Origin of the sequence: Cypionkella sp. (assembly GCF_034376685.1) — a bacterium.
In the GTDB taxonomy this organism is placed as follows: domain Bacteria; phylum Pseudomonadota; class Alphaproteobacteria; order Rhodobacterales; family Rhodobacteraceae; genus Cypionkella.
The window spans coordinates 13,959-40,854 of the sequence record NZ_JAXMJJ010000118.1 but is presented as its reverse complement, the minus strand read 5'-3'; the positions used below and the strand labels follow the sequence as shown (position 1 = coordinate 40,854).

Here is a 26,896-nt window from a genome sequence, read left to right as displayed (position 1 = left end):
TCTCATTGTTGCCAAGATGATAGATGGCAATATCGTAAAGTGCGGGAAGATCAGAGCGGATCAGGCTGTCGCTCAGCTCGATGGTGGGGTAGGGCATCTCGACCACGGTGTCGCTGGTCGCGGGGTGAAACACGATCACCTCGATGCGGTCTTTCGGCATCAGGCGCTGCACTTCTTCCAGCACGTTGCGCGAATATTGCGCGATCCCGGTCTGGGTTGAAATCGGCGAGAACCAGGCGACGCGGATCATGCCGGAACCTGCGCGGTGAAATGGCTGTGCATGGCGGCAATATATTCTTCGTTCATGCGGTCGTATCTCTGCAATTCGGGATTGATGGCCATTTTGTCGCGATCAAACATCGCCAGCCGGGCGAGGAAGCGCTCGACGCCTTCCAAGAGTTCGCTGCTGTCTTCCACCACCAGACCATAGCGGCGGTTGCGGATCTCGTGCAGCACGGCGGTGGGCACCTCTTGCAACCCGGCTTTGGTTTTTTCGCTCGATTTGGTTTTTTCGGGCAGGCTGGATTTTTTCGACAGGCTGGATTTCTGAAGCACTTTGGCTTTTGCCGGAATGGTAAAGGCCTCCGCCGCTGTTTTCTCTTTGATCAGCGGCTCTGTGGGCTGTGGTGCTGCCATCACGATGGTGTAAAATCCGTTGATCAGGCTGTCGATCGGGGTCAGCGCCGTGGCGGCGCGGTGAGTGCTATAGCCGTAATGCACATGCACCGCAGCTTCGAGCATATGCTCCAGATCTTCGGTCATCACACTATGCGGCCCCAGCACCGAGACCTCACCCAGTTGCGCCAGCGCGTCATGCAGCGACAACACCGCCTCGCCTGCATCCGGATCATGATTGAGGATCAAAATCCGCTTGGCATCGCGTTTCGGGCCCAATTCAACCGGGAAATTATCGGCCAGATGCAGTTTGGCCCAAGGTGCAAAGCCCGCACTTTGCGCCAGAGCGTGATTGTCCAGCAAGATGATGCGCTCGTAATTGCGCAGGATGTTCTTCCACCACAAGGGGGCGGCTTTGGTATCGACGCCATTGCGCTCTGCGAAGCTTTGCAACTCGGCCTGCAAGGTGCCCATACAGACCAGCACATTGCGGCCCAGATGCGCCTCGGGGGCGTTGACCAGCCCGTCAAACAGCACCAGCGGCGCGTGTTTCGGCGGGGCAAAGGCGCTGAGGCTTTCCAGCACCGTCACTGGGGTTTTGGCATCAGCCAGCGCCTCGGTCTCGGTGATCAGCGGCTGACGGCTGGAGCCGCAATAGGCGCGCAAAGAGCGGCGCAGCAGCAGGCTGCGGGCATCGGAATCTGCAGTCGTGCCAGCGGTTGCTGCAGCGCTGAGAAGCATTTTCATCGTATCAAACGGTCCTGCTGTGTGGGGGAGGGGAGGGCGGGAAAGCGTAAAGCCACATACGGGGACATAAAATATGGGGGAGGCGCAGAGCCTCCCCGAGCAGGTAATCAGACGCCTAGCAAAATCGAGCCGTCTTTTTTCGAATAGCCCAAAGTGTCAAAATCGGCGCTGAGCACGCTGCGGATGATGTCCATATCGTCCTCGGTCATCGAGCGCCATTCATCGGGCTCGGCGCTTTTGTTCAGCGTCTCGATCATCGGCACCGCAACGCGCTTGCGCTCGATGATCGACGAGACCAGGGCGAGATCTTCGTTCAGATTTTCAAAGCGGCCAATGAAGTCGATCTGATTAATCGGATTGAGAAACGCCGCCTGTGACTGGATCGGCAGGATGCGCAGGGTGGTGAAAATATCCGAGCGCAGGAAGTCTGCAAAGCTCATGTTGTCCAGAGCACCATTCAGCGAATGGTTGCGCTGTGCAAAGCGAAAGCCGGAATAGGTGCGCGAGAACGGGCTGCGCACGAAGGCGAATTTGAACGAGCGCGCCCAGATCGCCGGGCCGATCTTGGCACGGGCAACGGCGGTGCGCGAGTGTTTTTCGATGCCCCATTGCTTGTTCCAGAGCTGGTTCAGCGAGACCGCAATCTCGTGCTTGTCGTGGTCTTTGTGCTTGATCACTGCGCCGCCCAGATCAATATCTGCAGGGCCAGCATATTGCTGCAAATAGGTCGACACCGCGGTGCCTGCGGTTTTGGGCACATGGATATAGATGAATTGGTATTGGTTGTTGATAATCATGCTGCTTCCTGCGGGGTTTCAATCGCCTTCATAAGCGCTGCCGTCGATCTGCCGGGGGTTGTCGCGCGCAAGGTCGCACGATCCACACAGCCGTAGCGGGCGTAACTCATCCGGGCAAAACGGTCAAAGGCCAGATAGCCTTTTTCGTGGTTGGGGGCGGCGAGGCCGAATTTATACAAAGCTGTGGTCTGATAGGGCAGATCCTGCGCCTTGATCGCTGCCGGGCTGACCGGGATGATCACATCCGACAGCAGGATGTTGTGGATATTGCCGGTCATCATCACCGGCAGGTTGCGCGGCCCGAAGGTGAGTTTGGTGAAACCGTCACACAAAGCCGCCACCACATCCATCGTCGGATGGTTGAAAGTCAGCATCGCGGGCTTCTGGCGGCACAGATCGGCAATATCGGCGGCGATGCGGACATCGGCCAGCGCCTCGCGCTCGGTCAGCACCTGCACGGCGCGGTCCCAGATGGTTTTGGCATTGAAGAAGTCCGGCATCTCGCCGGACTCATACATATCGACCAGATCGGAGATTTTGCGCCCGGTCATATAGCCCCAGAAGATCAGCCCGCTGTGGTAATCCCCGATTGGCGATTTGAAGCGTTCGTCATTTTGCGAGACATGGATCAGATCGGGGTGCAGGCCCTCAAAGAACGGCGCATCGAACAGAATGGCGCGGTCGCCAAGATCGGCTTTCAGCGCGGCATGTTCAAATGGCCCCCATTTGTCGCCGTAAAGCACGGCTGAAAACACCAGATCATAGCCCGAGCGGATCTCGGCATATTTCGCCTCAAGATCTTCGGGTTTGATGGTGAAAATTGCGCAGGAATCCAGTTTTGAAAACAGGCCGGTCGCGGCGAGATATTCCTTGATCGGGGAATGGGTACAATTGCTTACAATGAAACACTTCATGCGGTGATCTTGCCTCTTGCCACCCGTTCCCCGCGGCAAACCGGGGGAATGTGGGTCTTTTCTAAAGCAGGGAGTATAGGCAGCGCCCCGCAGCGGTGCAACCAGTGGTGCAGGGCTTCCGCGCTACCATGCCGACACCCCGCCTGCGATCTCAAGCCATTGCCCAGAGATAGCGGTGATGATCTGCGCGGAAATGAAACTGCGTGCGCGGGTGGCTGGCGATCCAGGCCCGGATCGCTTCGGCATCCAGACTGCCCCAATCTTCGCCGGCAAAGCCGAAATCACGCCGCCCGATGCTGCCCCAATCGTCAATCAGCACCACCGCCTTGCCGGAATGCCGCTCGGCCAGGGCGGTCAGTTCCGCCATCAGCGGCACCTGCCGGTCCACCTCGGACAGCTGGGGATCAGCGATGCGGGCGGTGGCGACCGGATAGCCTGAAAACCGCGAGGCGTCCCAGTCGGTGGTCTCATCACCGCTCCAATGCGCATCGAGAAAGAAAAAGCTGGGGCCGGTCAGGCTTGCGGCGAGGTCTGGCAGAACGTCACCGGAATTGCCCAGCAGGCAGGTGACGTTGGGCCGTGTGGCCAGCGATATCTGCGCTTGCGCGTGCAATTCCTCGGAAAGCTCGATGGTCCAGACTTTCGGGAACCAATAGCTTGCGTGCAACGTGGTATGCGCCATCAGCGTGCCGGTCTCGACGAAATTCTCGAAGCCTTCCGGGCAGAACCGTGCCTGACATTCCTGCAAAAGCCCAAACAGAAACGCCGGATAGCGGATCACCGGCTCCAGCGTCAGCAGCAAAGCGCCATCGCGGGCATCATGCAGATAAAGCGGCTCGGCGCCCGGAAAGCGGAAGCGGAGGCGCAAAAGCTGGCGGCGCGGCGCGGGGATCTGGGCGAAATCTGGCAGGCCCTGCGGCACCTGTGGGTCAGGCAGCAGATCATAGGGCAGGGTGCGGCCCGCGCGGTCGCTCAAGCGCAAGCTGGCGTTGGCCGCTGCCTCGCCGACCAGTTGCAGCGTCAGCGTGCAATCGGGGCTTTCCAGATCAAGCCAGGGCCGGCGTTTGTCGAACTGAAACCAGCGTAAAAGCGTGCCGCTGCGGGTGGTGTTGATCATGTAATAGCGCATCTGGTCCGTATATGTTCGCGGAAAATAGCTGGCGGCAGGCTGCGTCAGGACGCTTGCGAAGGCAACCTGTCCTCTGTCCGCACCTGCAATTGCAGATGCGACAGCTGGAAGGCGTGCTGCGGATGGCGGCGGGTGCCACCGGGTTTTTCACGCAAGGCAAAATGCAGCCGCACCGGGGCGGGGCCCAACGTGCAACGCAGGGTGAACGGGATCTGTGGTTTCAAGACATGGCGCTGGTGCTGGCCAGCGCCATCCCGCAGCGTCAACACGATCACGCCCTCCCACAGCTTACGCAGGATCTGGCCGCTGATCTCGACTTGTTGCGCGGGCTGATCCGCGCGCAAAGGCTCCAGCACGCAATCGGCTTCTGGCCCGACCCAGCGGGCCGCCGATTCCATCAGCCCGCCAAAACCCGTGCCCGATCCTGCGATAAAGCGCATCTGCATCGTGTCACAATGCGCGGGCAGGGCGGCAATCGCGGCCTGGGCTTTCGGGCCTTTGCTCAGGATCAGATCATAATAGCGCCGCGGCCACTCGGCCCCCAGCGCGCGCAACCTCTCGGGCGAGGTCGGCACCACCGCCAGACTTTGCTCATCCAGCTGATAGACCGCATCCGGGCCGATCAGCGCGATCAGCTCTTCAAGGCTCCAGAAATCCGGTACGAATTCGATCGCCAATATCCAGTCGGATTGATCTGCCAGCATGCTGCCAAACCCGGCCAGGGCCTGCAATTCATGGCCCTGCACATCCATCTTCATCAGCGTAGGCCGCGGCCAGCCCTGCGCGCGCACCAGATCTTCCAGCCGGTGGATCGGCACATCCTCGCTGGTGATATAGCTGTCGCTGGGCCAGCTGAAGCCGCTGAGATGATGGTTGCCGGCGCTGGCCGGATCGTGATCCAGCCGGGCCTGACCGTTGTGATCGCCGACAGCCCCCGCCACCAGCTGCACCCGGTCTTGCAGCCCATTCAGCACCAGCGAACGCCGCAGCCGCGCCTGATTGCTTTGCGCAGGCTCTACCGCCACCACCGACCCCGGCAGGCCGCGTGCGCGCAGATGGGCGGCCAGCACCAGACTGTGCCAGCCGATATTGGCCCCCAGATCGTAGAACGCGTTGAAGGCGGGATCACTGACCAGCGCCAGCAACTGCCGGGTCAAAAACCCCTCCCACAGCTTGATGCGCGCGATGCTGCTCGACACCGGGCGATCCAGCTCGGGGTCATGGATCGCGACGGTCAGGCCCAGATAGGCCAGATCGGGATGATCAATGCGGATTTCCGCGTCCATGCTGTGTTCACCCTTCAGAATCCTGCGGCCTTGGCCAAGCTTCCCATGCTTCGGCGCGGAATTGAAGCCGATGGCGTGGTTCTGTGCGCAGTGCCGCGATTTATGTAGAGAAAAATGCAAATCTCGTCGTAAGAATGACGGAATTGGATGAAGTCGCTTTGATCAGCAAGACCCCGCTGTTGCCGATCTGGACAGGGCATTTGGCAGCAAAAATCGATTGCGGCCCCTTCTAGGCAAGGGTAACAGATAGCGAAGGCTTGATCTTTGCTGCGCTGCGGCGAAGAGTTTTGGGCGGCTATACATTGTCAGAAACAGGGCAGAAAAGATGAAAAAAGCTTTTATTACGGGAATTACCGGGCAAGACGGCGCTTACCTGGCGAAACTGCTTTTGGACAAAGGTTATGAGGTGCACGGCGGTGTGCGCCGGATCTCGCAGCCCGAAACCGTGCGGCTGGAAAAACTGGGCGTGGCGAAAGACGTGCATCTGCACGAGTTTGATCTCACCGAGATGAACAACATCTTCCGCACCATCCGCGATTATCCGGTGGATGAGTTCTACAATCTGGCGGCGCAAAGCTTTGTCGGCACTTCGTGGGAATTGCCGATCTATACCGCCGATGCCGATGGCATGGCGGTGGTGCGTATCTTGGACACTTTGCGCACGCTGAAACCCGACACGCGGTTCTATCAGGCCTCAACCTCGGAAATGTTTGGTCTGGTGCAAGAAGTGCCGCAGCGCGAGACCACCCGGCTTTACCCGCGCTCTCCCTATGGTGTGGCCAAGGTCTACGGCCATTACATCACGATGAACTACCGCGAGTCGTTCGGGATGCATTCGTCCTCGGGCATCCTGTTCAACCACGAAAGCCCGTTGCGCGGCAAAGAGTTTGTGACCCGCAAGATCACTTTGGCTTTGGCGAAACTGGCCAAGGGCGGCTCGGATCCGGTGGTTCTGGGCAATCTCGACGCCAAGCGCGACTGGGGCTTTGCCGGCGATTATGTCGAAGGCATGTGGCGGATGCTGCAACAGGACGTGGCTGACGATTATGTGCTGGCCACCGGTGTCACCACCACGATCCGCGATTTCATCCGCTTTGCGGCTGAGGCCTTGGGGATGGAGCCAGTGTTCTCGGGCGAGGGCATCCACGAGACCGCCATTGACGCCAAGACCGGCAAGCGCATCGTCGAGATCAGCGAAAAATTCTTCCGCCCGGCGGAAGTGGAACTGCTGATCGGTGACGCCAGCAAAGCCGAGCAAAACCTTGGCTGGAAGGCCACTGTTTCGGTGCAAGGTCTGGCGCAGATGATGGCAAAGGCCGATTACGATGAGCTTGCCTAAACGGCTGCGGGCAAGCCTTGCCAAGGTCGTTCACGGCTTTCGCGGTTTTCGCGGCAATATCGACGGATTTATCGATCATGCCTTGGTCGGCTGGGTGGTGCCACGCGATGCCAACCTTGGCCCGATCAAGATTGGGGTGTTTTCGTCGCAAGGCCTGATCACCCAAGGCACCGCGAATGTCTATCGCTCGGATGTTGCGGGCTTGGGTATCAGTTCTGGGCATAATGGTTTTGCCATTCCGCTGGATGCGATCATGTTGCGCGCGATTCGCGACAATGGTGGCAAGGTGCAGCTGCGCAGCCTCAGTGAGCCGGTCCTGGCCATCGGCAGCTATGATTTCTCGCGGCAAACCGACTCTGGCACTGAGCGCAGCTCAGAGTCGGCGGGCGCGCCATTGGGCACTCTGCAGCAACAGCTTTTTGGCGCGGGGCAGCAGTTACTGGGCCTGCTGAAAATCGCACAGGATCAGCCTGCGGTTTCCGGCAGCCCACCGCTTGCGCGCCACCACGCGCTGTTTGACACGGTGGATTATATCAACGGCGGGGCGCTGCCCGGGCTGATGACGGGCTACAGCGAGTATCTTTATTACCGTGACAAGCTGGAAGATCGTTTTGCGGTGCATGCCGATACTGCCGAAACAGAGCATTTCCTCAGCTGGTTTCTGTCGCATTACAGCACGTTGCGCGGTGGCTTGCGGGTTCCCATCTCAAAAAAGGTGCTGGATTACCTCAATGAGCCGATCCGTATCGTCGGGCAACGCTTCAGCCTGACGCGGGCGACCTGGCCGTTCTTGCTCGACGTGCCGCCGATCCGGAATTCGATGGCTTTTGAAAGCCGGGATTGGTTGGTCTGGGTGATCTATTGGTGGTCGATTGACCGCGCCGAAGCCTTGCATGTCGAAGACTGTCTGGTGCCACAACATTACATTGATCTGCTGTCCAGCACGCCGGATGGCTGGGAGGGCAACCCGTTTGCCCCCAGCCATTTCATGGACCGCATCCATCGCCAAACCCCTGCTTTGGCGACGCTGGATCTGTCCTTGCTGGAAGACCGCCGCCGTCTGGTGCTGTGCCTGATGATGATGGCGGTGCAGCGCCCGGATTACCTGCGCTATATCCCCGCTGACGATATCGAGGCGCTGCTGGCACCCGGCAAATCCGGGGTCTCGCTGTTTGCGCAATTCTTCCGCGAGATGACCGAAGGTATCCCGAAGCCCAGCCAAAAGACCTCCGACAGTCAGAAAATAGCCGATACCTTCCAAGACAGCACCGCCGAGGCCGAGGCCGATATTCCGATGATCAGCCGCGCTGATTACGCCGCTGTGCTGCGGCTGAAGGGTTTTGATCTGGATAGCCGTTGCTTCCTGACCCTCACCGCCGAAGGCCACCGGGTTGAAGCGGCGGCGCTGCCGGCCGTGGTCAGTGATGAGATCGTCGATCTGCAAGTGATCGGCCCGTTCGAGAAAGCCTCGGGGCTGGGGCAGGCCACAAGGCTTTCGGCCTCGGTGATCGCCGAAATTGGCGATGATCCTGCGCCGATCACGGTGAACTCGGTCAACTTCGGGCTGGATAACCCGGCCCCGGAAGGCTTCAGCCGGGTGGGCGAATTGTCGGGCTACAAGCGCGCAAAGGTCAACCTGATCCATCTGAACGCGGAATCGATCCCGCTGGCCTATGCCTATCAGCCCGATGTGTTCTCGGGTGCCTATAACATCGGTTATTTCTTCTGGGAGCTGAACACCCCCGCCGCCTGCCATTATCTCGGCATGGAAATGCTGGATGAGATCTGGGTTTCGACCAAATACGGTGTGCAGATCTATCAGCCGGAATTCAAAGGCCCGGTCAGCAATGTCGGCATGTGCTATGAAGAATTGCCCGAGATCCCCCGTGCCCAGGCGCGCGATTTCGTCCAGGGCCTGTTTGGCTTTGATGAGGCCAAATTCGTGTTTCTGGTGGTGTTCGATTCGTTTTCCTTCGTGCAGCGCAAGAACCCGATTGGCGTGCTGAAGGCGTTTGCTGCAGCTTTTGAAGGCAACAAGGATGTGCGGCTGGTGATCAAGACCCAGAACCGCCGCAGGGTCGCCGATCCGGTGCAGATTGAGATCTGGAAACAGGTGGATGCACTGGTCAAAGCCGATAAGCGCATCGTCGTGCTGAACGAAACCCTCAGCTATGACGACCTCCTGCTGCTGAAAAAGGGCTGCGATGCCTATGTCTCGTTGCACAAATCCGAAGGCTGGGGCTTTGGCATGATCGAGGCGATGGGCCTTGGCGTGCCGGTGATCTGCACCGGCTATTCCGGCAATATGGATTTCTGCTCGGATGAGACCGCTTGGCTGGTCGGCTATCAAGAGGTCGAACTGGCACCGGATGATTACATCTTCGTGCGCAAGGGTCAGAAATGGGCCGAGCCCGATGTCGCAGATGCCGCCCGGCAAATGCGCACGCTCTACAATGATCCGGCAGCCCGCGCCGCGAAAGCGGCGGCAGGTCTGGCCTATGTGCAGCAGAACTTCTCGGCCAAAACCATTGCCAAACGCTATGAAGCACGGCTACGCGATATTTTAAGCACGCTGTAAGAGCAGCTTGAAGGCGCGCCAAGCAACAAAGGATGCTCTGATGACCCTGACTGCCGCAGAAAAACAGGCGCTGATTGCGCGGGTGCAACAACGGCGCTGGTTCCACCGCATCCGGTTGTTTGACGATTACGTCACCCCCGGCAAGGACATGACGCAGGAAAAGCTGGCGGCGCTGGATGCTTTGGGCTTGCCTGCGGATATGAAGGGCGCCCGGGTGCTGGATATCGGCGCTTGGGACGGGTTCTTCTCTTTTGAGGCCGAACGCCGTGGCGCCGAGGTGGTGGCGCTCGATCATGTCGAGCAATCGGTGACCGGCTTTGCGCTGGCCTCAGAGGCGCTGCGCAGCAAGGTAAGCTGGCGCACCATGAACATCTATCAGCTTGATCCGGCGGTGCTGGGGCAGTTTGATATCGTGCTCTGTCTGGGCGTGATCTATCATTTGCGGCATATCCTGCTGGGGCTGGACCGGGTGCGCGCGGTGATGCGTCCGGGCGGCGATCTGTTTGTCGAAACCGCCTCAATCGACAACCATGTCCGGCAATCCGATGGCAGCTATGGCAAGCTGGCGCAGGCGGCGCCGGGGGTGAAGGATGCCGCTTTGTTGCAGCTTTATCCGTTCCGCGAACTGGGCAATGACCCGACCAATTTCTTTGCCCCCAATCTGGCGGGGCTGAATGCGCTGCTTGGGGCTGCCGAATTCGACGTGGTGAAATCGCAGGCGGGCCCTGCGCATTTCCCCTCGCGCGCGATGGCTTGGGCGAAAGCCGTGCCAAATCAGGAAGCCGCGTTTTACCGCGACCGTGATGAGGCAACTCTGCCCGCACGCAGCTATATCAAGGCGGAGTAAGCGCTGGATGTCTGCGACCGTTGCCCAGAAGATCACCGCTGCCCTGTTCGATTACTTTTGCGAGTTTGATGCCGAAGCCCTGCTTGCCAGCTTTCAGCAGCCGGATCAGGCGGCCGAGGCGGGCATCATCCGCAATTTTCTGGGCACCCGCATCACGCCGGCGGTTTATCCTTCGGTCTTGACCGCGATGGCAGGCACGGTGGAGCCGGTGCCGCATCCGGGCAACTGGCATGCCGATATTGCCGAATGGGCGGCAGCTCTGCGCACGGTGGCACTGGCGCAGGCGCAGGGCCAGACGGTTTACCGCATTGTCGAACTGGGCTGTGGCTGGGGTTGCTGGCTCACCAATATGGGGGTGGCGGCGCGTGCGCGCGGGCTTGGTGTCGATCTGATCGGTATCGAGGGCGACCGCTATCATTTGCAAAGTGCGCGGGATGTGCTGCAGTTGAACGGCTTTGGCCCTGACCAATTCGCGCTGCATCATGGCGTGGCAGGCCCGAAACCCGGCAAGGCGATCTTTCCGGTGCATGCCGTCGAGGGCGCCAACTGGGGTGCCGAGCCTGTGTTCTATCCCCCCGAGCAAATCTTGCAGGCTGCCGAGAAAGACCCACGCGTGCAGGTGCTGGACTGTTTCCCGCTGGACAAGCTCAGCCAAGGCCAGCCGATTGATCTGCTGCATATTGATATTCAGGGCGCTGAATATGACTATGTCCACGGCAATGCGCAGGCGATGGCGCGCCACGTTCGCCGCGTGCTGATCGGCACCCATAGCCGGATCGTTGAGGGCCAGCTTTGCGCGCATTTTCTCAGCTTGGGCTGGCGGATGGAAATGGAGCGCCCCGCCATTGCCCCCTTGGTCAACGGCAGGCCTGAGATCCGCATTGATGGCGTCCAGCTGTGGGCCAATCCGGCGTTGTTATAATGCAAACTGCCCCCGCCCCCCGCTCTGCTGAACAAAACCGAAGAATGAGGCTTGCCTGCTATGGATAACATCACCGTCGTCACCTGGCCTCCGGGGCGGCGCAGCCTGATGGCGCAGATGCTGGAGATCTGTCTGGGCCCGGTTTGGACGGCGATGCGCGATGCAGGGCTTGCGCTGAATGCAGGCACAGATGGCAACCCTGCCAAGGCGATTGCCCATCATGTGCTGCCGCAAAGCGAAGATCGTCTCTATCTGATTGAATATGAGAAATTCCCGCTGAGCGTGGTGATGCGCTACAAGGCCTTCGTCGCCAAGGGCGGCGACGACAGCCCTGAGGGCTTTCGTCGTTTTGCCAGCGAGGACTTCGCGCGGTATGAAGCCTTTGAAACCCGCTGGATCAGCTCTGATTTCGCGCAACACCAGCTTTTGGTCGATGCCGTCGAAGTGCGGGCCAATACCCGCGCCTGGCTGCTTTGGGCGCTTAGCCGGGTGGCGCCGGCTGCCCAGGTCAGCGACGAGGCGCTTGCCCGCGCGCTGGAGTGCGCAGCACAGTGGCAGAAGAAGACCCAGCTTCCCGACCTCGCCGGCTTTCGCCACTATGATGCCGCCCTGTTCGATCTGATCGCAGGCACCAAGCTGCGGCGTGATGTGGTGGTGCAGCTGTTTCAGGAATTGATGGGCCGCCCCATCGATGAGAATTCCATTCTGCATTTCCAGCAGGTCGCCAGCCGCGAGGCTTTGGAGCGCAATCTGCGCAACACCAAAGAGTTCAAGCTGCGCGCCAATGCGCCGCTGCCCGCCTTGGGCAGCCATGCCAGCCTGAGCCGCGAGATGGTGCTCAGCCCGGAATTCCAGCGCGCCGAGCGCAAACGCAAGAACGCGTTGGCTTGGCCACTGACGCAGGTGTTTGTCAGCCGCAAGGCCCGCGTGCTGTATTGCCCGATTGGCAAGGTCGCCTGCACCTTCCTCAAGCGCCTGATGGTGCAGGTCTCCGAGGTTGGTCACCCTGCTTTGTTGCTGAAGGATGTGCACGGGCTGACCGATCATATCCGCACCGGGCTGCAACTGGGCGATTATCCCTTGGCCACGGCGCAAGCTCTGATGGCCGACCCCGAGATGTTCAAGTTTTCGGTGTTGCGCAACCCGCGCGACCGCCTGCTCAGCGCCTATATCGAGAAATTCGTCATCGAGCGGCACAGCCCCGGCAATCTGTTTCACACCCTGCCGGTGATCAGCGCCGCACAACGTCGCCAAGGCCACGCCACGGTTGACCCGGATCTTGGTATCAGCTTTCGCCAGTTCATCTGCGAGATCACCGCCCTGCCCTCGCACAAGCTGGATCCGCATTGGCGCCCGCAGGTCGATTATCTGCAAGGCCTGTCCTATGACCGGATCTACAGCTTTGATCAGATCAATGATGTGGTGGATATGCTGGAACAGCGCTCGGGCGTGACCCTGCCGCGCCAGCCCGCCAATGTCACCGGCAGCGGCACAGGTCTGGCCTCGCATCCCGATGCCCCCGACCTGCTGCCCCGCGACATCATGGTGCTGCCAAAGCTGGACAAGGCCTGCTTCTTCGACAACACATTGGAAGCAATGGTCACGGATTATTTTGGCGCGGATGAAGCGCTGCTCCAGGCCACGACAAACGAGGTAACGACATGATTACTCCCATTCTTTTGTGCGGTGGTTCCGGCACCCGGCTTTGGCCGCTGTCGCGGAAAAGTTTCCCCAAGCAATTTGCCGATATCTTAGGCGAACAGAGCCTGTTTCAGGCCTCGGCCCTGCGTTTTGTGGGCCCTGGCTTTGCCGATCCTTTGGTGATCACCGGCAATGAGTTTCGCTTCATCGTCACCGAGCAGCTGGCCGAATGTGGCGTGCAGGCTTCGGGGATCATGATCGAGCCCGAGGGGCGCAACACCGCCCCTGCGGCGATTGCGGCGGCGTTGCAGGTGGCGGCAAGCAACCCCGGGGGGCTGATCCTGCTGGTGCCCTCGGATCATGCGGTGGCCGATCCGGCGGCATTCCGGGCTGCAGTGGCGCAGGGTCTGCCTGCTGCCGAAGCTGGGCAGATCGTCACCTTCGGCATCCAGCCCAGCCGGGCTGAGACCGGCTATGGCTGGCTGGAGGCCGGGGCTGTGACGCATCCCGGTGTGCATCATCTGAACCGTTTCATCGAAAAACCCAATGCCGCTCGCGCTGCCGAGCTGTTCGCCGCCCCGCACAATCTGTGGAATGCCGGGGTGTTTCTGGCCAAGGCCACCGTGCTGATCGCAGCCTTTGCCGAACATGCCCCCGCTATTCTGGCTGGGGTCAAGGCGGCACTGGATGGCGCTGTCGCCGATCTGGGCTTCACCCGCATCGAGGCAAAAGCCTGGGCGAAAGTCCCCGAGGATTCAATCGACTATGCGGTGATGGAAAAGGCAGCCAACGTCAGCGTCGTGCGCTTTGACGGCCATTGGTCGGATTTGGGCGGCTGGCAATCGGTCTGGCAGGAAAGCGCGCAGGACGAAGCCCATAACGCGCTGTCGACCCATGCCACGGCGTTTGATTGCGAAAACTCGCTGCTGCGCTCGGAAAGCCCCGAGATCGAGCTGGTCGGCATCGGGCTGAAAAACATTGTCGCCGTCGCGATGCATGATGCGGTGATGGTCGCCGATATGTCGGATGCGCAGAACGTCAAAAAGGCGGTCGCGACGCTGAAGGCGCGCGGCGCGAAACAAGCGGTGCAATTCCCGAAAGATCACCGGCCTTGGGGCTGGTATGAAACGCTGATCCTGTCCGACCGCTTTCAGGTCAAGCGCATCCATGTGCATCCGGGCGCTGCCCTCAGCTTGCAAAGCCATGTCCACCGCTCGGAACACTGGATCGTGGTGGCGGGCACCGCGCGGGTGACGGTGGATGAAAAAGTGCAGCTTTTGACCGAAAACCAGTCGGTCTATATCCCCTTGGGCGCGGTGCACCGGATGGAAAACCCCGGCAAAGTGCCGATGGTGCTGATCGAGGTGCAGACCGGGTCGTATCTGGGGGAAGATGACATCATCCGCTACGAAGACATCTACGCGCGCAGCTGAAAGGCTGCGGTGAAACCTGCATGAAAAAGCCCGCTTCCAAGAGATTGGAAGCGGGCTTTTTCTTAAGGAGCACCGCTTAGAACAAGAAGTCGTCCGCGCTGAGATTGCCCATGGTGATGCCGGTCAGCGTGATCGTATTGGCGCCATTGGTGATGATCGTATCCAGCCCCAGTTGCGTCAGATGGTTGGTGACCAGATCGGCAAAGTTGACAATCGCCGCAATCGCCGACAGGTCGATCTTCTCGACCAGGCCTGCGGTAGCGAAGTCGGTGATGGTGTCGGTGCCCCAGACCCCGGCAAAGACAAAGACATCTCCGCCAGCGCCGCCGGTCAGGATATCATCGCCAGCCTGACCATGCAGCGTGTCATTGCCGATATTACCGATCAGCGTATCCGCGTCATTGCCGCCATAAAGCACGTCATTATCCGCGCCGCCGTTCAGCAGATCGTTCTGATTGCCGCCGTAAAGGCTGTCATTGCCCGCGCCGCCAAACAAGCTGTCCGCCGCGCCCCAGCCGGTGATGCTGTTGGCGAAGATATTGCCGTTCATGATGTTGGCCAGGGCGTTGCCAGAGACCGTTACGGCGGTGGCGACATTGCGCATTGTCAGGTTTTCGACATTGGCGGCCAAAGTTGCCATCTGCACGTCGACATCGGTGAGGATGCTGTCAGCACTGCCTTCGCCCACCAGCTCGGTGATGGTATCGCCTGCATCGTCAATGACATAGACATCATTGCCGGTGCCGCCCACCAGCATATCCGCGCCAGTGCCGCCATCCAGCGTGTCATTGCCCAAGCCACCATAAAGGCTGTCGGCCGCGCCCAGACCGTCCAACTGGTTGTCACCGTCATTGCCGGTCAGCATATTGGCCAACCCGTTGCCGGTGCCGTTGATATTGGTCGCACCGCCCAGCGTCAGATGCTCGATATCCCCGGTCTGCGCCGCAAGCGAGAAGGTCACCAAAGAGCTGACAGAATCGATACCGCCGCTTGGCCCGCTGAGCTCGACGATCGTATCGCCGGCTTCATTGACGACATAGAAATCGTCACCCAGACCGCCCGCCATGGTATCGACGCCGACAGCACCATTCAGCGTGTCATTGCCAGCAGCGCCCAACAGCGAGTCATTGCCGACACCGCCATACAGCGCGTCGTCATCCAGCCCGCCATTCAGCGTGTCATTGCCCGCCCCGCCATAGAGGGCGTCATTGCCCGCCCCCCCGGTCAGCGCATTGGCGCCGGTGTTGCCGGTCAGGTTGTTGGCGATGGTGTTGCCGATACCGTCGATATCGGCAGAGCCCAGCAGGATCAGGTTTTCCAGATACTGGCTGTTCGCGCCCAATGAGAAGCTCACCGAGCTACGCACCAGATCAATCCCGGCCTCGTTCAGTTCGACAATCACATCGCCCGCATCATCGACGTTGTAGCTGTCATCGCCAGCGCCCCCCGTCATGCTATCCGCACCAAGGCCGCCGTTCAGCGTGTCATTGCCCGCTCCGGCATCCAGCGTATCGTTGCCGGCATTGCCAAGCACGGAGTCATTGCCGTCGCCCAGGAAGATGCGGTTGTCGGCAGCATTGCCCGTCACCGTGTCATTGCCGGTCGAGGTGGTGACCCATTCGATACCCGTAAAGGCACGGGTGACACCGCCGCCGTCGAAGCTGCCGATCGCGAGGTTGATCACCAGATCATCGCCAAAGAACGGCTGGAACTCGACATGGTCAACATCGGCACCGCCATAGTAGTTGTCGTAGCTTTCATTGGACACATAAAGGAAGAAGTCATTGCCCGCCCCACCATAGAGGTCGTCGACACTGCCGCCGCCATAGAGCGTATCCGCACCGATGCCGCCGTAGATGGTGTCCGCGCCCGCGCTGCCGGTGACGCTGTCATCGCCGTCGCCCATATAGGCAATCTCGAACCCGGTGTAGAGTTCGCCGCTAAAATTGGTCAGGCCGGTCGCCATGTTGAAGGTATAACTGGCGTCCCAGGCCCGATGGTCGATCACGTCGATGCCATTGCCGCCATACATGGTCTCATCGCCGATACCCGACACCATGCTGTCATTGCCGTCATTGCCGTAATAGGTCTGGTCGCCACCGTTCGAGATGATGGTCTCGTCGCCCTGGCTGCCGCGAAAGATTTCGATGCTGCTGAAGGTTTCGGTGAAGCCGCTGTAGCTTGCTATCCCGGTGGTGAAGTCGAAGACCACCGGGGAAAACGGCGTGCCCCAATCGTGGATTTCATAGCTGAGCGTATCGGTGCCAAGACCGCCGTAAAAGCTGTCACCGGTAAAGCTGGAATCGCCGGTGTTGAACAGATCATTGCCGTCGCCGCCATAGACCGCATCGCCACCTGAACCATCGTTGATGGTATCATTGCCGCCGCCGCCGTAGATTGTATTGTCTCCCGAGGTGCCGGTGACCGAGTCATTGCCGTCGCCCATATAAACCGCTTCAAATCCGGTATAGAGTTCGGCGCCAAAATTGGTCAGCCCGGTCCCCAGGTTAAACACGTAGTTGCCGTCATACGCGCGGTGGTCGATCACATCGATGCCATTGCCGCCATACATGGATTCGTTGCCGATGCCAGAGCGGATGCTGTCATTGCCATCGCCGCCATAGACGACATCGCCCAGCGTCGAGGCTCCGGCGTCCAGCGTATCATCGCCCAGACCGCCATAGATCGTCTCGCGCAGGCTGGTGGCCCCGGTCACGCTGTCATTGCCGTCGCCCATCCAGGCGGCTTCAAAATTGGTATAGGATTCGCCGCCGAAATTGGTCAGCCCGGTTGCCATGTTGAAGATATAATCGCCGTCAAAGGCGGTGTGGTCGATGGTGTCATTACCGGTGCCGCCATCCATCGTCTCGGTGCCAAGCCCCGAGGTGATGAAATCATTGCCCGCGCCGCCATAGAACTGGTCGCTGCTGGTGAACGCGCCGGCATAGAGATAGTCGTTGCCATCTCCGCCATAGAGCGTGTCGGTGCCCGCCCCGGCATAGAGCGTGTCATCGCCGCCGTAGCTGGACAGATAATCATTGCCGCCGTTGCCGGTCAGCACGTTATCAACCTCGTTGCCGAAGATGAAATCATTGCCGCCACCGGTGGTGGCATTCTCGATGATGGTGCCAACCGCGATGGTCATATTATAGGTCAGCCCGCCGACGCTGGACAGGGTGGCGCGGTTGTTGCTGGCCGAAGACGGCAGCAGGTTGATGGTCTGATCCACCGCGTAGTTTGAGAAATCCACCGTGTCGATGCCGCTGCCATCCACAATGGTGAAGGCGTTGGTATCGGCAAATCCGGCAAGGCCGGCAAAGGCTTCGCTGGTGGCATTGCTGATATTGGTGCCAACGCCGTAGATCGTATTACCATTGAACGCGTTCGAGGTGCCATAGCCTTGGCCGGCATAAAGGTTGTTCAGCGCGATCCAGTCCACCGCCATCGGGCTGACCAGTTGGGCATAATCATCGGTCGAGAATTCGGTGTTCTCGGTCTGACTCCAATAAGACATCATGGTCTGGGCCCAGCTGTCATTGGCCCATTGCGCCGAATTGGCATAGGTCGGTGTGCCAGCCCCTGCGTTGTAATCGCCCTGATGCCCCAACCCCAAAGCATGGCCGATTTCATGCAGGAAGGTCTGGAACGTATAGCCGTTGGTGCCGCCGATGTTCGAGCTGCCGCCAGACCAACCGGAATTGACGTTGATCACCGAATAATCCATCGCGCCACCGACGCCGGCATGTAGCGATTCTGCCTCATAGGCGCCCGAGGAGTTGTCTTTGAAGAAGAAATCGACATGTCCCGCTTCCGAGGTCGTCTCGATAAAGTTGATACCTAGCACTTCTTCATAAACCGCGAAGGCGGCCCGGACCATATCGGCGCGCGCGGCCGTGATGCCGTTGCTGTCGGACTCGTTGCCATAAACCGTCGACAGCGATCCGGTCCAGCCGGTGACGTTGTAATACAGCACCCCGCTGTTGGCCCCGGTGCCGGACGAGGTCATGTTGTACCAGCGCGCATCCGTGCCGCTGAAGTCATCCCAGAAGCCGGTGGTCAGATAATTGGCCAGAGTCTGCATGGATACGGCCGCACCGGGGGCACCTGGCGCGCCTGCCGCTGCGGCTGCCAGATCTGCGGCGCCTTGCGCCGTGGCATTGCCGCTGCTGCCATCGCCTGAGCACATCGGGCAGCCGCAGCCCTGTATGGCCGCAGAGGTCAGGCTGATGCTGACATCCGCAGCCCCCAGCTGCGCATTCCAATTGGGCCCGCCAAAACTGCCACTGACAGTGGCAACACCGGGAGTCGCACCGCTTGACAGGGTGATATCCGCTACATTGTCTGCTGCGACCAGCGACAGGCCGGAACCGGGTCCAGCAGCGGATCCCGTGCTGAAGTCGTCGGCAGCGCTCTCAGGGTTATCCTGATCTGCCAGCAGATCCTCCGTGCCCTCTTCTTGTTCCGCAGTAAGATCAGGAAAGACATCCTGCAAAGAAAGAATGTCAGCAAGCGGCGCGCTAGCGCCGGCAAAATCATGTGCCATTGTGAGTATCCTAAATGAAAGCTGCCCCAAAAACCGGAGCGAAATAAACCGACGGCACCCAAATGGGGCTGGAAATATGTTACCGGATTGCCTGAAATCCGGCAAGATTCTTTTCCGGTGGTTGGTGTCTGGTCTTGCTATCCCCGTGCGTCTGCTCAAAACTAAGCTTCGGCCTGTTTGCAAAGTGCCCCCTGCCCATGCCAACCAGCGCACCAGTTTTCGCTCTGCCTAGCCTGCTTTGCGCATCGCAAAGCAGGCTAGGTGCATTGGCCCGGTGGCTGCGGTTTTCGGGAATCTGTGCGCTGTTAAGCGCCTGCATGCCCGCAGATGGCATGCGTGCCGGGCCGACCATGCAGCAAACCAGCCCGGTTGATCAGCCGATACGCCAACCGCCGGGCCAGCGCCCGCGCAGCGCGGCCTTCGATCAGGCGCTGATGGCGGGCAGCAATGCCGCCCTGATCCTGTTCCTGATCCAGCATCGCGATGATCCGGCGCTGGCTTCGGTGCGCGATGTGCTGGCACATCGGAGCCAGCCTGACAGCCCCGCGGTGCTGTCCGCCACCGCCGGACCCGATGCCGCCGTGGTTGGCGCCTTTGATACCGCCCGGCTGGCCGGAACCGCCGCCGCCCGGCAAGATTTTCTGGCGCGCTACCCCGATCATGTTCTGGCCAGTGAAGTGCCGTTCTTCATGCCGGATTGAGGGGCGCTCTGATGACAGACGATCTGCAAGAAAGCCGCGCGACAAACTATCCACCGCTTTTTTGCCGATGCTGTGTAACAAAGGTTCCGCTGTCGTAAAACAGCCGATATGGAAGACGAAACCATGGCCGATAGGCAGCGGGTGGGTATCGGGGTGGGACACATGCCAACTAAATTTGCAGTGCTCGGGTTGGTTCTGCTACTGGCAGGCTGCGGAAATCTGCCACGCGGCGCCGGGATCGAGCGCGAAGTTCTGGCGCATGGCGATGACATCGTCGCGGGCACCGAGACCGCCGAGCAAGCCGGGGTGCCTGCCGAATTCGCCGTCGAGCCGATCAGCCGCGACAATCTGGGCCGCTATGCCAGATGGCCCAGTGTCGGTGTGCAATCGATGTCCTGGATCAAGCGGGTGGAACAGCCCAACAGCCGGATCATCGCACCGGGCGACAGTGTATCTATCGTGCTGTGGAGCACCGAGGAAAACAGTCTGCTCGGCAGTCCGGGTCAGCGCATTGTCACCCTGCCGCCGATGCAGCTCTCCAGCACGGGGCAAGTGTTTCTGCCCTACATCGGCAAGATCAAACTCAGTGGCATGTCGCCCGACCATGCACGCAGCACGGTCGAGACGGCCTATGCCGCGGTGATGCCCTCGACGCAGGTGCAACTGAGCATGACCGAAGGCCGGCAAAATACCGTCAGCGCGGTCGATGGCATGGTGCGCCCCGGCCCCTATCCGCTGCCCGACCAGAACGTGACCGTGCTGGATCTGGTGGCGCAGGCGGGCGGGGTCGCACCCAATATCGTCAACCCGCAGATCCGCCTGCAGCGCGGCAATCGCACCTATGGCACAGCGCTCAGCCGCTTGCTGGACGACACCGCGATGAACACCACCTTGGTCGGCGGTGACCGGGTGTTCGTGGAAGATGACGAGCGCTATTTCCTGTCGCTGGGGGCCGCTGGCACCCGCGCGCAGCACCGCTTCCCGCAGGCCAAAGTCACCGCACTGGATGCGCTGTCGCTGATCGGCGGTCTGGCCGCCGAGCGTGCCAATGCCCGCGGCATTCTGATCTTGCGCAGCTATCCGCAAAACACCGTGCGCCGCGATGGCAGCGGGCCGCGCCACAGCCGCACCATCTTCACCGTCGATCTGACCAATGCCGACGGTCTGTTCAGCGCCGGGCAATTCCAGATCGAGGACGGCGATCTGATCTATGTCACCGAAAGCCCGCTGATCGGCACCCGCAACGTCTTTGGCGTGATCGGCTCGGTGTTCGGTCTGACCAATCAGGCGGCGGCAATCAACTAAAGCGGTTTGCGTTTCAGGGGATCCAGGAACATCAGAATTTGCCCCGATCTCGGGGCGAATTTTGCTTCAAGATAAATGCAAACCGCTCTAGGCGGTTCAGATCAAGAACATATCAGCAAAAACATCCGCCAGTGCGGTGTTGCTAAAGCTGATCTGGCTACCTTGATCGGCAAACACCAGATCGGGGCCGCTTTGATGCAGATGCGCCATCGCCTCGGTCGCGCTGGCATAGCCAAAGCCGTTTAGCTCAATGTAATCCCAACGCTCCAGATCGGCGACGCGCTGGCTGCCGCCAGAGCTTTGATCAAACACGAATGTATCGGCACCAAAGCCGCCAAACAGCAGGTTATTGCCCGCGTCCCCGTCCAACTGGTCGCCAACAGCGGCGCTGCGCATGAACTCCAGCATGTCCTGCTGCTGGGCGGCGATGAATTCACGGCTTTGCGCAAACCCCGCCACGACTTCGGCGCGGGTCTTCAGCCCCAAGGCCAGCTTTTCCACCCAGATCGCAAAGCCCGCAGCATCGGGGCTGCGGTTCAGCACGTTGTGATAGAGCAGCGTCACGAAAGCCGCATCATCGGTGGCGCCATAGCGGGCTTGAAACTCGTGCGAGGTGACAAAGCCCTGCACCACATCGAGAAAACTGCGGCCCTGTGCCAGCGCCGCCGTCCAGCCGATCAGCCCGCCGATCGCGGGCTCGCGGTCCAGCGTGGCGCGGTAAAGCCGGAACACATCATCGGCCCAGTCGGCCTGAATAGCCGCCCGGCTGGCGTTCAGACCGCCCAATTCGCAGCGCAGCACAAACTCCGGACTTTCCGAGAACCCGGCCACCAGATCGCTGCGGCTCTGTGCCCCCGAGGACAGCGCCCCCAGCCAGTGGGCAAAGCCTGTGGCATTGGGTGTGCGGCCCAGCACATTGGCGTAAAGCAGCGTCACGAAAGCCGCATCATCGGTGGCCCCATAGCGGGCTTGAAACTCGTGCGAGGTGACAAAGCCCGAAACCGCCTGCGCAAAGCTGACAGCGCCGCCGAGAATGTGCTGGGTCCAGATCATTTGCCCCGCCGCATCCGGCGCGCGGTTCAGCGTGGCGCGGTAAAGCCGGTAAACCTGCGCGGCGATCGGATCAAACGCGGTATCCAGGCTTTCCCCGTTCAGCGTATCGGCGCCACCTCCGCCTTGCAGCTGATCGGCCCCTGCCCCGCCGAAGATCTGATCATTGCCGGCCTTGCCCAGCAGCATATCCGCCAGCGCCGAGCCGGTGATCACCCGCCCCGGCTCTGCCATCACCACCGGGGCGACATGGTTCAGCCCGAAAAGATCGGCGTCGCTGAGTTGATCGGGGCGGATCGCCTGGCCATTGGCCGAGAACAGCAAGATCTTCTCGCCCGCCACCCGCAACTCAATGCCACCCGCCATCGCGATAAAGCCAATCGCATCGCGGCTGTAAATCCGCCCCAGCCCAGACAGATCCAGCCGATCGACCCCAAGGGTGAAATCGCGCACCTCATCGCGGGCATCATCGGGCAGAAACACAAACACATCCGCCCCCGCGCCGCCATACAATACATCAACCCCAGCGCCGTCGATCAGGATATCATCGCCCGCCCCGCCATAAAGCCGATCCCGCCCCGCCCCGCCCATCAGCAGGTCGCCGTCCGCGCCGCCGGTCAGCACCCCACCCGCATCACTGGCAGTCTGGGCTGCGGTGAGTGGGCCAAGATCAATGCGGAACCGACTGAGCCCGGACTCGCTCCAGCCGGTGACAAAAACGTCGATATCATCGCCATTGCCGCGCAGGCTCAGCGCCGAGACATCGCACAAGGCGGTCTGCAATGTGTCGACCAAGGTCTCCAGATGCAAAAGCCTGCCATTCGGCATGAGCTCCATCAGGCTTAAACCATCATCCGCGCCGCCCGCCACCACGAACACCCGGCCCTGCACGCTGACGCAATCCAGCACCGAAATGCCCTGAAACCGGGTGTTCAGATCATCATTGACCTGATCCACCACCACCATGCTGCCATCAGGGCCCAAGCGGACCACGGTGATCGAACTGGTGCCCGCCGCCGCCAACAGCGCGTAATCGTCCCCCGCCAGATGCACTGTTTTCACCAGATTGGGCGCGGCCACCGCCAGCCCATCGGCGGGGCGCAGCGTGGCCGCCAGCACCGCCTGCCCCATGGCATCAACCCGGTAGGCGGTCAGGCAATCGCTTTGCGCACTGACCGTCAGCAACAAAGCCTGCCCCCCCACCACCGCCATCGCCATCGCCAGCACATCATACCCCAGCACACCGCCCTCGCCGACCAGTTGCTGCTGCTGCACCAAAGCGCCGCCGGGCAGACGCTGCCAGCAACTGACGCCAAGATTTTGCAGGCTGCTGACAAACAGCATGTCGCCGCCGCCCGCCAAGGCCATGGTTTGCAGCGCCAGCACCGTGGTGGCATTGCCGATGGGCAGGTTGAAACTGCCGCTGACAGCCCCTGCACTGTCCAGCCAATAGCCTTGCACACCGGGGCTATCGCCATAACTCAGCAAAGCGGCGCGGCCGCCCAGCGTGGTCACCTGTAGCCCTGCGGGCGCGGCCCGCCCCGCAGGGCCGGGGGCCTGCGCGGGCGGCCCAAGTTGCTGGGTCACCGCCAGAGCCTGCGCCAGATCGCGGCCCAGAATCCCGCCCTGCGCGCCATTGATCGAAAAGATCTGCCCCGCGCCCTGCACTGTCGCGCCACTGCAGGCCAGCCCGCTGATCCCGCTGACATAGCTTGGATCGCCGTCAAAACGGGTGGTGATATGCTGAAAAAACGCCACGCTGCTGCCCCACAGCCCCACCCCAGGGCTTGGGCGATGTTGCTGCCCGGTGTGGGCCGCCGTGAGGGGGCAAGCATGTCAGCATTGCGGCGTTTGGCTAACGTTTGGCTAAAATGCCATCCCTCAGATCGGGGTATCAGCCCAGCATGTTGTGGTTGTGATGCGCAATCGCGGCTTCCATATCTTCGTAATAATACAGCTGGCCATTCTCCAACACCACCGCCACATCGCACAGATCGCGGATCATCCCCATCGAATGGCTGACCACAAAAGCCCCGGCACTGCGCATCCGGGCGCGGAACACCTGCGCGCTTTTGGCGCGAAACGAGGCATCGCCGACCGAGGTCACCTCATCGACCAGATAGGTGTCAAACGGAATCCCCATCGACACCCCAAAGGCCAGACGTGAGCGCATCCCCGAAGAATAGGTCTTCAGCGGCATGCGGAAATGCATGCCCAATCCGGCGAAATCCTCGACGAACGCCACCAGCTCATCGGTGTCGGCACCGTAAATCCGGCCAATGAAGCGGGTGTTCTGGATGCCGGTCAGTTCGGGGTGGAAAGACCCCGAAAACCCCACCGGCCAAGAGATCGTGCCGGTCGAGACGATCCGCCCCGAGGTCGGATCCATCGTGCCCGCGATCATCTGCAGCAGAGTGGATTTTCCGGCACCATTGCGTCCCAAAAGTCCGACCGCGATGCCGCTGGGAAACTCCAGATTGACATCCTGCAGCACGGTTTTGCGCTTGCCATCCAGCACAAAGGTCTTGGTCAGATGTTCCAGCCGGATCACGCGCTGAACCTCACCGACGATCCCGCAGCGAATAGGTCACCAACACCCCGATGGTCCACAGCAGCAGCAAGAACACCGAGATCACCGCCTGAAGCGTCACGCGTTGCGGAAAGCGCGCCACCTCGGCGCTGGTGGGCAGGATATGGGCGGCCAGATAGCGGCTCTTGCGTCGCGCCTCGGCTTGGGCGGCATCATAAGACGCCAGTGCCGCTACATAAGAGCGTTGGGCAAATTCCAGATCAACCGAAAGCCGCTCATAGTCGCCCACCACCGAGGCATAGGCCTCATCAACCTGACCATCCGCGCTGACACCGACCTTGTTGCGTTCCGAGGCGATCCGCGCCTCGATCACCGCGATGCGACGCCGGGTCTGTTCTTGGCGCGGATCACTGCTTTGGGTGTCGCCCAGCAGATCCAGCTCGACCTGTGCCGCCGTCAGCTGGGTCTGCAACGCCCCCAGCACCCCGGCATGGGTTTGCAGATCGCTGGAGGGATCAACGATCTGATGCAGGGTGCGGAACCGGGTGATCGCCTCACGCGCCACCCGCAGACGATCTTCGACGCTTTTCAGCTCTTCGCGGCTGTAGCTGATGGCATCCTCACGCGCGATGGTGCTGAGGCTGTTGATCATGCTGGAACTGGCCTCAAACAGCGCCTGCGCAATCTTGGTGGCGTCTTTGGGGTCGAAAGCAAGTACCCTGACCTCGATCAGTCCCGAAGTGCTGTCATAAGAGGTGCGCACCATTCTGGACCAGTAATCCACCAGATCCTCGATCGAGCCATCGGTGTTAAAGCTGTAAATCGGATCGCCCTGCGGCTTCGACCAGATCCCACGCAGATCAAGGTCTGCATCCAGATCGGCGACAAGCTTTTGACTTTTCAGGAATTCATACAGAATATCGGTGTCAGACGAGCTGGATTTCGACAGGCCCGAAATCCCGCCCAGCAGATCCATCGCCGAGCTGACCTCTTCGCGGCGCACCGAAAAGCCCACCGTCGAAGCATATTGATCGACCGCGCGGCCCCACAGGTAATAGGCGGTCAGGCTGGCGGGCAGCAGCACCGCCAGAACGAAGCTGAGAAACAGCAGCCGATGGCGCGGGCGCACCCGCGCCGTGGCGGCGGTGGGCTTGACCGAGACCATGCTGGCCACCGCTTTCGCATCTTCGCTGGGAATGGGCTGCGGTGGGGCTTTGGCGGCTGGTGCAGGGGAGACAGGTGCAGGCACTGGCCGCACCGCAGTTATGGGGGCCGGGGCCGTTGCGAGCACGGGTGGCGGCGCCGTCGGCACAGATTTCAGCACAGGTGGCACATTGCCCGCCGCGACAGCAGGCCGGGGCGTGGCGCCAGTTTGACGCTCGGCGCGTTGTGCCGCCTGACGCTCAGCACGCAGGGCCGCCGCTTGCGGGGTCTGGGCTGCGGTTTTGGCCAGCACAGGCTTGCCGTCGAGCTTGTCTGCGGGTGCTTGCGCCGCCGCTTCAGCATCGGTAGGCTTGTTGGAAACGGGAGACACGGGACCTCACGGAATGATTTGTTTCCTTGCAGCCCTTCCTACCGACTTCCAATCGGAAAGCCCAGAACTGAAACGCGCGGCTGCGTTCGGCGCTCGATCCGCCGCTTACTGCCCATCTGCCGCTTATTGAAGGCCGCATCCGCGATGACCGCTCCGACAACCCTGCCTGCCAACAAAATTCTGATCGATAGCGCCACCCCGCGCCGCCGCCGCTTTGCCAGTTTCCGCACCATAACCGCCTTGGTTTTGCGCGAGATGGCAACCTCTTACGGCCGCTCGCCGGGCGGCTATCTGTGGGCGGTGTTAGAGCCTGTCGCGGGCATCGCTTTGCTGTCGGCGGTGTTTGCCCTGCTGTTTCGCGCGCCTGCCCTGGGGATCAATTTTCCGCTGTTCTACGCCACCGGCATGATCCCTTTTGTCACCTTCAGCAGTGTCTCGGCCAAGCTCGCACAGGCGATCAACTTCTCCAAACCGCTGCTGGCCTATCCCAGCGTCACGTTCCTTGATGCGATCCTAGCGCGCTTCATCCTGAACATGCTGACCGAGATCATGGTGGCCTATCTGGTGTTCACCGGCATCTTGCTGATCTTCGAGACCCGCGTGCTGATCGACCTTCCCATCATCGCCGAAGCCCTGCTGCTGGCGGGCGCTCTGGCTTTGGGGGTGGGCACGCTGAACTGCTTTTTGTTCACCCGCTTTCCGATCTGGCAACAGGCTTGGTCGATCCTGATGCGGCCGATGTTCATCATCTCTTGTGTGTTCATGATCTATAATAACCTACCGGAATTCCTGCGCGGCTGGCTGTGGTATAACCCCTTGGTGCATATCGTCGGATTGATGCGGCGCGGGTTTTATTCCAGCTATGACGCGCCCTATGTCTCGCAGGGCTATGTGCTGGGCTTCAGCGCGGTCTGTCTGGTGATGGGGCTGATCTTTCTGCGCCGCTATCAATATGAGCTGCTGCACAACTAAAGCGGCTTACGTT

Annotated in this window: 19 protein-coding genes; 9 read left to right on the top strand and 10 right to left on the bottom strand. The window is 60.7% G+C overall.

Features of this window, described 5'->3' with window-relative positions:
• The 6 genes from U1A24_RS21630 to U1A24_RS21605 form a co-directional block, all read right to left on the bottom strand.
• Nucleotides 1-250: hypothetical protein (locus U1A24_RS21630; protein WP_322324056.1), on the bottom strand; the 250-nt coding region annotated here is incomplete at its 3' end.
• Nucleotides 247-1,362, bottom strand: a complete 1,116-nt coding sequence (locus tag U1A24_RS21625; RefSeq protein WP_322324055.1) for a hypothetical protein — start codon at nt 1,360-1,362, stop codon at nt 247-249. The genes U1A24_RS21630 and U1A24_RS21625, both read right to left, overlap by 4 nt.
• Before the next feature lie 107 nt (nt 1,363-1,469).
• Nucleotides 1,470-2,159: a sulfotransferase family 2 domain-containing protein gene (locus tag U1A24_RS21620; RefSeq protein WP_322324054.1), complete on the bottom strand. Its 690-nt coding sequence runs from the start codon at nt 2,157-2,159 to the stop codon at nt 1,470-1,472.
• Nucleotides 2,156-3,073 (bottom strand): WcbI family polysaccharide biosynthesis putative acetyltransferase, encoded by a 918-nt coding sequence (locus U1A24_RS21615; RefSeq protein ID WP_322324053.1) that lies wholly within the window; start codon nt 3,071-3,073, stop codon nt 2,156-2,158. The genes U1A24_RS21620 and U1A24_RS21615 overlap by 4 nt, the downstream gene beginning before the upstream one ends.
• Before the next feature lie 151 nt (nt 3,074-3,224).
• The gene (locus U1A24_RS21610; RefSeq protein ID WP_322324052.1) at nt 3,225-4,190 is read right to left on the bottom strand and encodes a hypothetical protein; all 966 of its coding nucleotides are present in this window, start codon (nt 4,188-4,190) and stop codon (nt 3,225-3,227) included.
• Nucleotides 4,191-4,246: 56 nt separating this feature from the next.
• A complete protein-coding gene (locus U1A24_RS21605) occupies nt 4,247-5,488 on the bottom strand; it encodes an FkbM family methyltransferase (RefSeq protein ID WP_322324051.1) in 1,242 nt (413 codons plus the stop codon).
• Nucleotides 5,489-5,813: 325 nt separating this feature from the next.
• Here U1A24_RS21605 and gmd point away from each other — a divergent pair, with 325 nt between their 5' ends.
• From gmd to U1A24_RS21575, 6 genes are read left to right on the top strand one after another with little or no spacing between them, the layout of a single operon-like run.
• Complete coding sequence (gmd, locus tag U1A24_RS21600; protein ID WP_322324050.1) at nt 5,814-6,827, top strand: GDP-mannose 4,6-dehydratase; 1,014 nt, start codon at nt 5,814-5,816, stop codon at nt 6,825-6,827.
• On the top strand, nt 6,814-9,405 hold the full coding sequence (locus U1A24_RS21595) for a glycosyltransferase (RefSeq protein WP_322324049.1): 2,592 nt from the start codon (nt 6,814-6,816) through the stop codon (nt 9,403-9,405). The genes gmd and U1A24_RS21595 overlap by 14 nt, the downstream gene beginning before the upstream one ends.
• Nucleotides 9,406-9,445: 40 nt before the next feature.
• Nucleotides 9,446-10,252, top strand: a complete 807-nt coding sequence (locus tag U1A24_RS21590) for a class I SAM-dependent methyltransferase (RefSeq protein ID WP_322324048.1) — start codon at nt 9,446-9,448, stop codon at nt 10,250-10,252.
• Nucleotides 10,253-10,259: 7 nt separating this feature from the next.
• Complete coding sequence (locus U1A24_RS21585) at nt 10,260-11,174, top strand: FkbM family methyltransferase (protein ID WP_322324047.1); 915 nt, start codon at nt 10,260-10,262, stop codon at nt 11,172-11,174.
• A gap of 60 nt (nt 11,175-11,234) precedes the next feature.
• Nucleotides 11,235-12,839 carry a sulfotransferase family 2 domain-containing protein gene (locus U1A24_RS21580; RefSeq protein ID WP_322324046.1) on the top strand — a complete coding sequence of 535 codons (1,605 nt, stop codon included), beginning with the start codon at nt 11,235-11,237 and terminating at the stop codon, nt 12,837-12,839.
• Nucleotides 12,836-14,248 (top strand): mannose-1-phosphate guanylyltransferase/mannose-6-phosphate isomerase, encoded by a 1,413-nt coding sequence (locus tag U1A24_RS21575; RefSeq protein WP_322324045.1) that lies wholly within the window; start codon nt 12,836-12,838, stop codon nt 14,246-14,248. Before U1A24_RS21580 ends, U1A24_RS21575 begins: the two co-directional genes overlap by 4 nt.
• A 76-nt stretch (nt 14,249-14,324) precedes the next feature.
• On the opposite strand, the gene U1A24_RS21570 is transcribed toward U1A24_RS21575, so the two are convergent.
• A complete protein-coding gene (locus U1A24_RS21570) occupies nt 14,325-18,791 on the bottom strand; it encodes a M10 family metallopeptidase C-terminal domain-containing protein (protein WP_322324044.1) in 4,467 nt (1,488 codons plus the stop codon).
• A 317-nt stretch (nt 18,792-19,108) separates the two neighbouring features.
• Between U1A24_RS21570 and U1A24_RS21565 the strand changes: the two genes are divergently transcribed.
• Both U1A24_RS21565 and U1A24_RS21560 read left to right on the top strand, forming a co-directional pair.
• On the top strand, nt 19,109-19,492 hold the full coding sequence (locus U1A24_RS21565) for a hypothetical protein (protein WP_322324043.1): 384 nt from the start codon (nt 19,109-19,111) through the stop codon (nt 19,490-19,492).
• A 162-nt stretch (nt 19,493-19,654) separates the two neighbouring features.
• Nucleotides 19,655-20,797, top strand: a complete 1,143-nt coding sequence (locus U1A24_RS21560) for a polysaccharide biosynthesis/export family protein (RefSeq protein WP_322324042.1) — start codon at nt 19,655-19,657, stop codon at nt 20,795-20,797.
• 96 nt (nt 20,798-20,893) lie between these two features.
• Here U1A24_RS21560 and U1A24_RS21555 read toward each other — a convergent pair whose 3' ends face one another.
• The 3 genes from U1A24_RS21555 to U1A24_RS21545 all read right to left on the bottom strand — a co-directional run bounded on the left by U1A24_RS21555 (nt 20,894) and on the right by U1A24_RS21545 (nt 25,911).
• Complete coding sequence (locus tag U1A24_RS21555; RefSeq protein ID WP_322324041.1) at nt 20,894-23,605, bottom strand: DUF4214 domain-containing protein; 2,712 nt, start codon at nt 23,603-23,605, stop codon at nt 20,894-20,896.
• Between the two features lie 136 nt (nt 23,606-23,741).
• Complete coding sequence (locus U1A24_RS21550) at nt 23,742-24,398, bottom strand: ABC transporter ATP-binding protein (protein WP_322324040.1); 657 nt, start codon at nt 24,396-24,398, stop codon at nt 23,742-23,744.
• Nucleotides 24,399-24,408: 10 nt separating this feature from the next.
• Nucleotides 24,409-25,911, bottom strand: a complete 1,503-nt coding sequence (locus U1A24_RS21545) for a capsule biosynthesis protein (protein WP_322324039.1) — start codon at nt 25,909-25,911, stop codon at nt 24,409-24,411.
• A 144-nt stretch (nt 25,912-26,055) separates the two neighbouring features.
• Here U1A24_RS21545 and U1A24_RS21540 point away from each other — a divergent pair, with 144 nt between their 5' ends.
• A complete protein-coding gene (locus U1A24_RS21540) occupies nt 26,056-26,883 on the top strand; it encodes an ABC transporter permease (protein ID WP_322324038.1) in 828 nt (275 codons plus the stop codon).
• Nucleotides 26,884-26,896: the final 13 nt, after the last annotated feature.

What these genes read in the sequence shown, in the direction of transcription:
- U1A24_RS21610 (WP_322324052.1), bottom strand. Translation starts at nt 4,190, where the DNA reads ATGATCAACACCACCCGCAGCGGCACGCTTTTACGCTGGTTTCAGTTC.
- U1A24_RS21620 (WP_322324054.1), bottom strand. Translation starts at nt 2,159, where the DNA reads ATGATTATCAACAACCAATACCAATTCATCTATATCCATGTGCCCAAA.
- U1A24_RS21570 (WP_322324044.1), bottom strand. Translation starts at nt 18,791, where the DNA reads ATGGCACATGATTTTGCCGGCGCTAGCGCGCCGCTTGCTGACATTCTT.
- U1A24_RS21565 (WP_322324043.1), top strand. Translation starts at nt 19,109, where the DNA reads ATGCCCGCAGATGGCATGCGTGCCGGGCCGACCATGCAGCAAACCAGC.
- U1A24_RS21625 (WP_322324055.1), bottom strand. Translation starts at nt 1,362, where the DNA reads ATGAAAATGCTTCTCAGCGCTGCAGCAACCGCTGGCACGACTGCAGAT.
- U1A24_RS21595 (WP_322324049.1), top strand. Translation starts at nt 6,814, where the DNA reads ATGAGCTTGCCTAAACGGCTGCGGGCAAGCCTTGCCAAGGTCGTTCAC.
- U1A24_RS21605 (WP_322324051.1), bottom strand. Translation starts at nt 5,488, where the DNA reads ATGGACGCGGAAATCCGCATTGATCATCCCGATCTGGCCTATCTGGGC.
- gmd (WP_322324050.1), top strand. Translation starts at nt 5,814, where the DNA reads ATGAAAAAAGCTTTTATTACGGGAATTACCGGGCAAGACGGCGCTTAC.
- U1A24_RS21580 (WP_322324046.1), top strand. Translation starts at nt 11,235, where the DNA reads ATGGATAACATCACCGTCGTCACCTGGCCTCCGGGGCGGCGCAGCCTG.
- U1A24_RS21615 (WP_322324053.1), bottom strand. Translation starts at nt 3,073, where the DNA reads ATGAAGTGTTTCATTGTAAGCAATTGTACCCATTCCCCGATCAAGGAA.
- U1A24_RS21560 (WP_322324042.1), top strand. Translation starts at nt 19,655, where the DNA reads ATGCCAACTAAATTTGCAGTGCTCGGGTTGGTTCTGCTACTGGCAGGC.
- U1A24_RS21540 (WP_322324038.1), top strand. Translation starts at nt 26,056, where the DNA reads ATGACCGCTCCGACAACCCTGCCTGCCAACAAAATTCTGATCGATAGC.
- U1A24_RS21575 (WP_322324045.1), top strand. Translation starts at nt 12,836, where the DNA reads ATGATTACTCCCATTCTTTTGTGCGGTGGTTCCGGCACCCGGCTTTGG.
- U1A24_RS21585 (WP_322324047.1), top strand. Translation starts at nt 10,260, where the DNA reads ATGTCTGCGACCGTTGCCCAGAAGATCACCGCTGCCCTGTTCGATTAC.
- U1A24_RS21590 (WP_322324048.1), top strand. Translation starts at nt 9,446, where the DNA reads ATGACCCTGACTGCCGCAGAAAAACAGGCGCTGATTGCGCGGGTGCAA.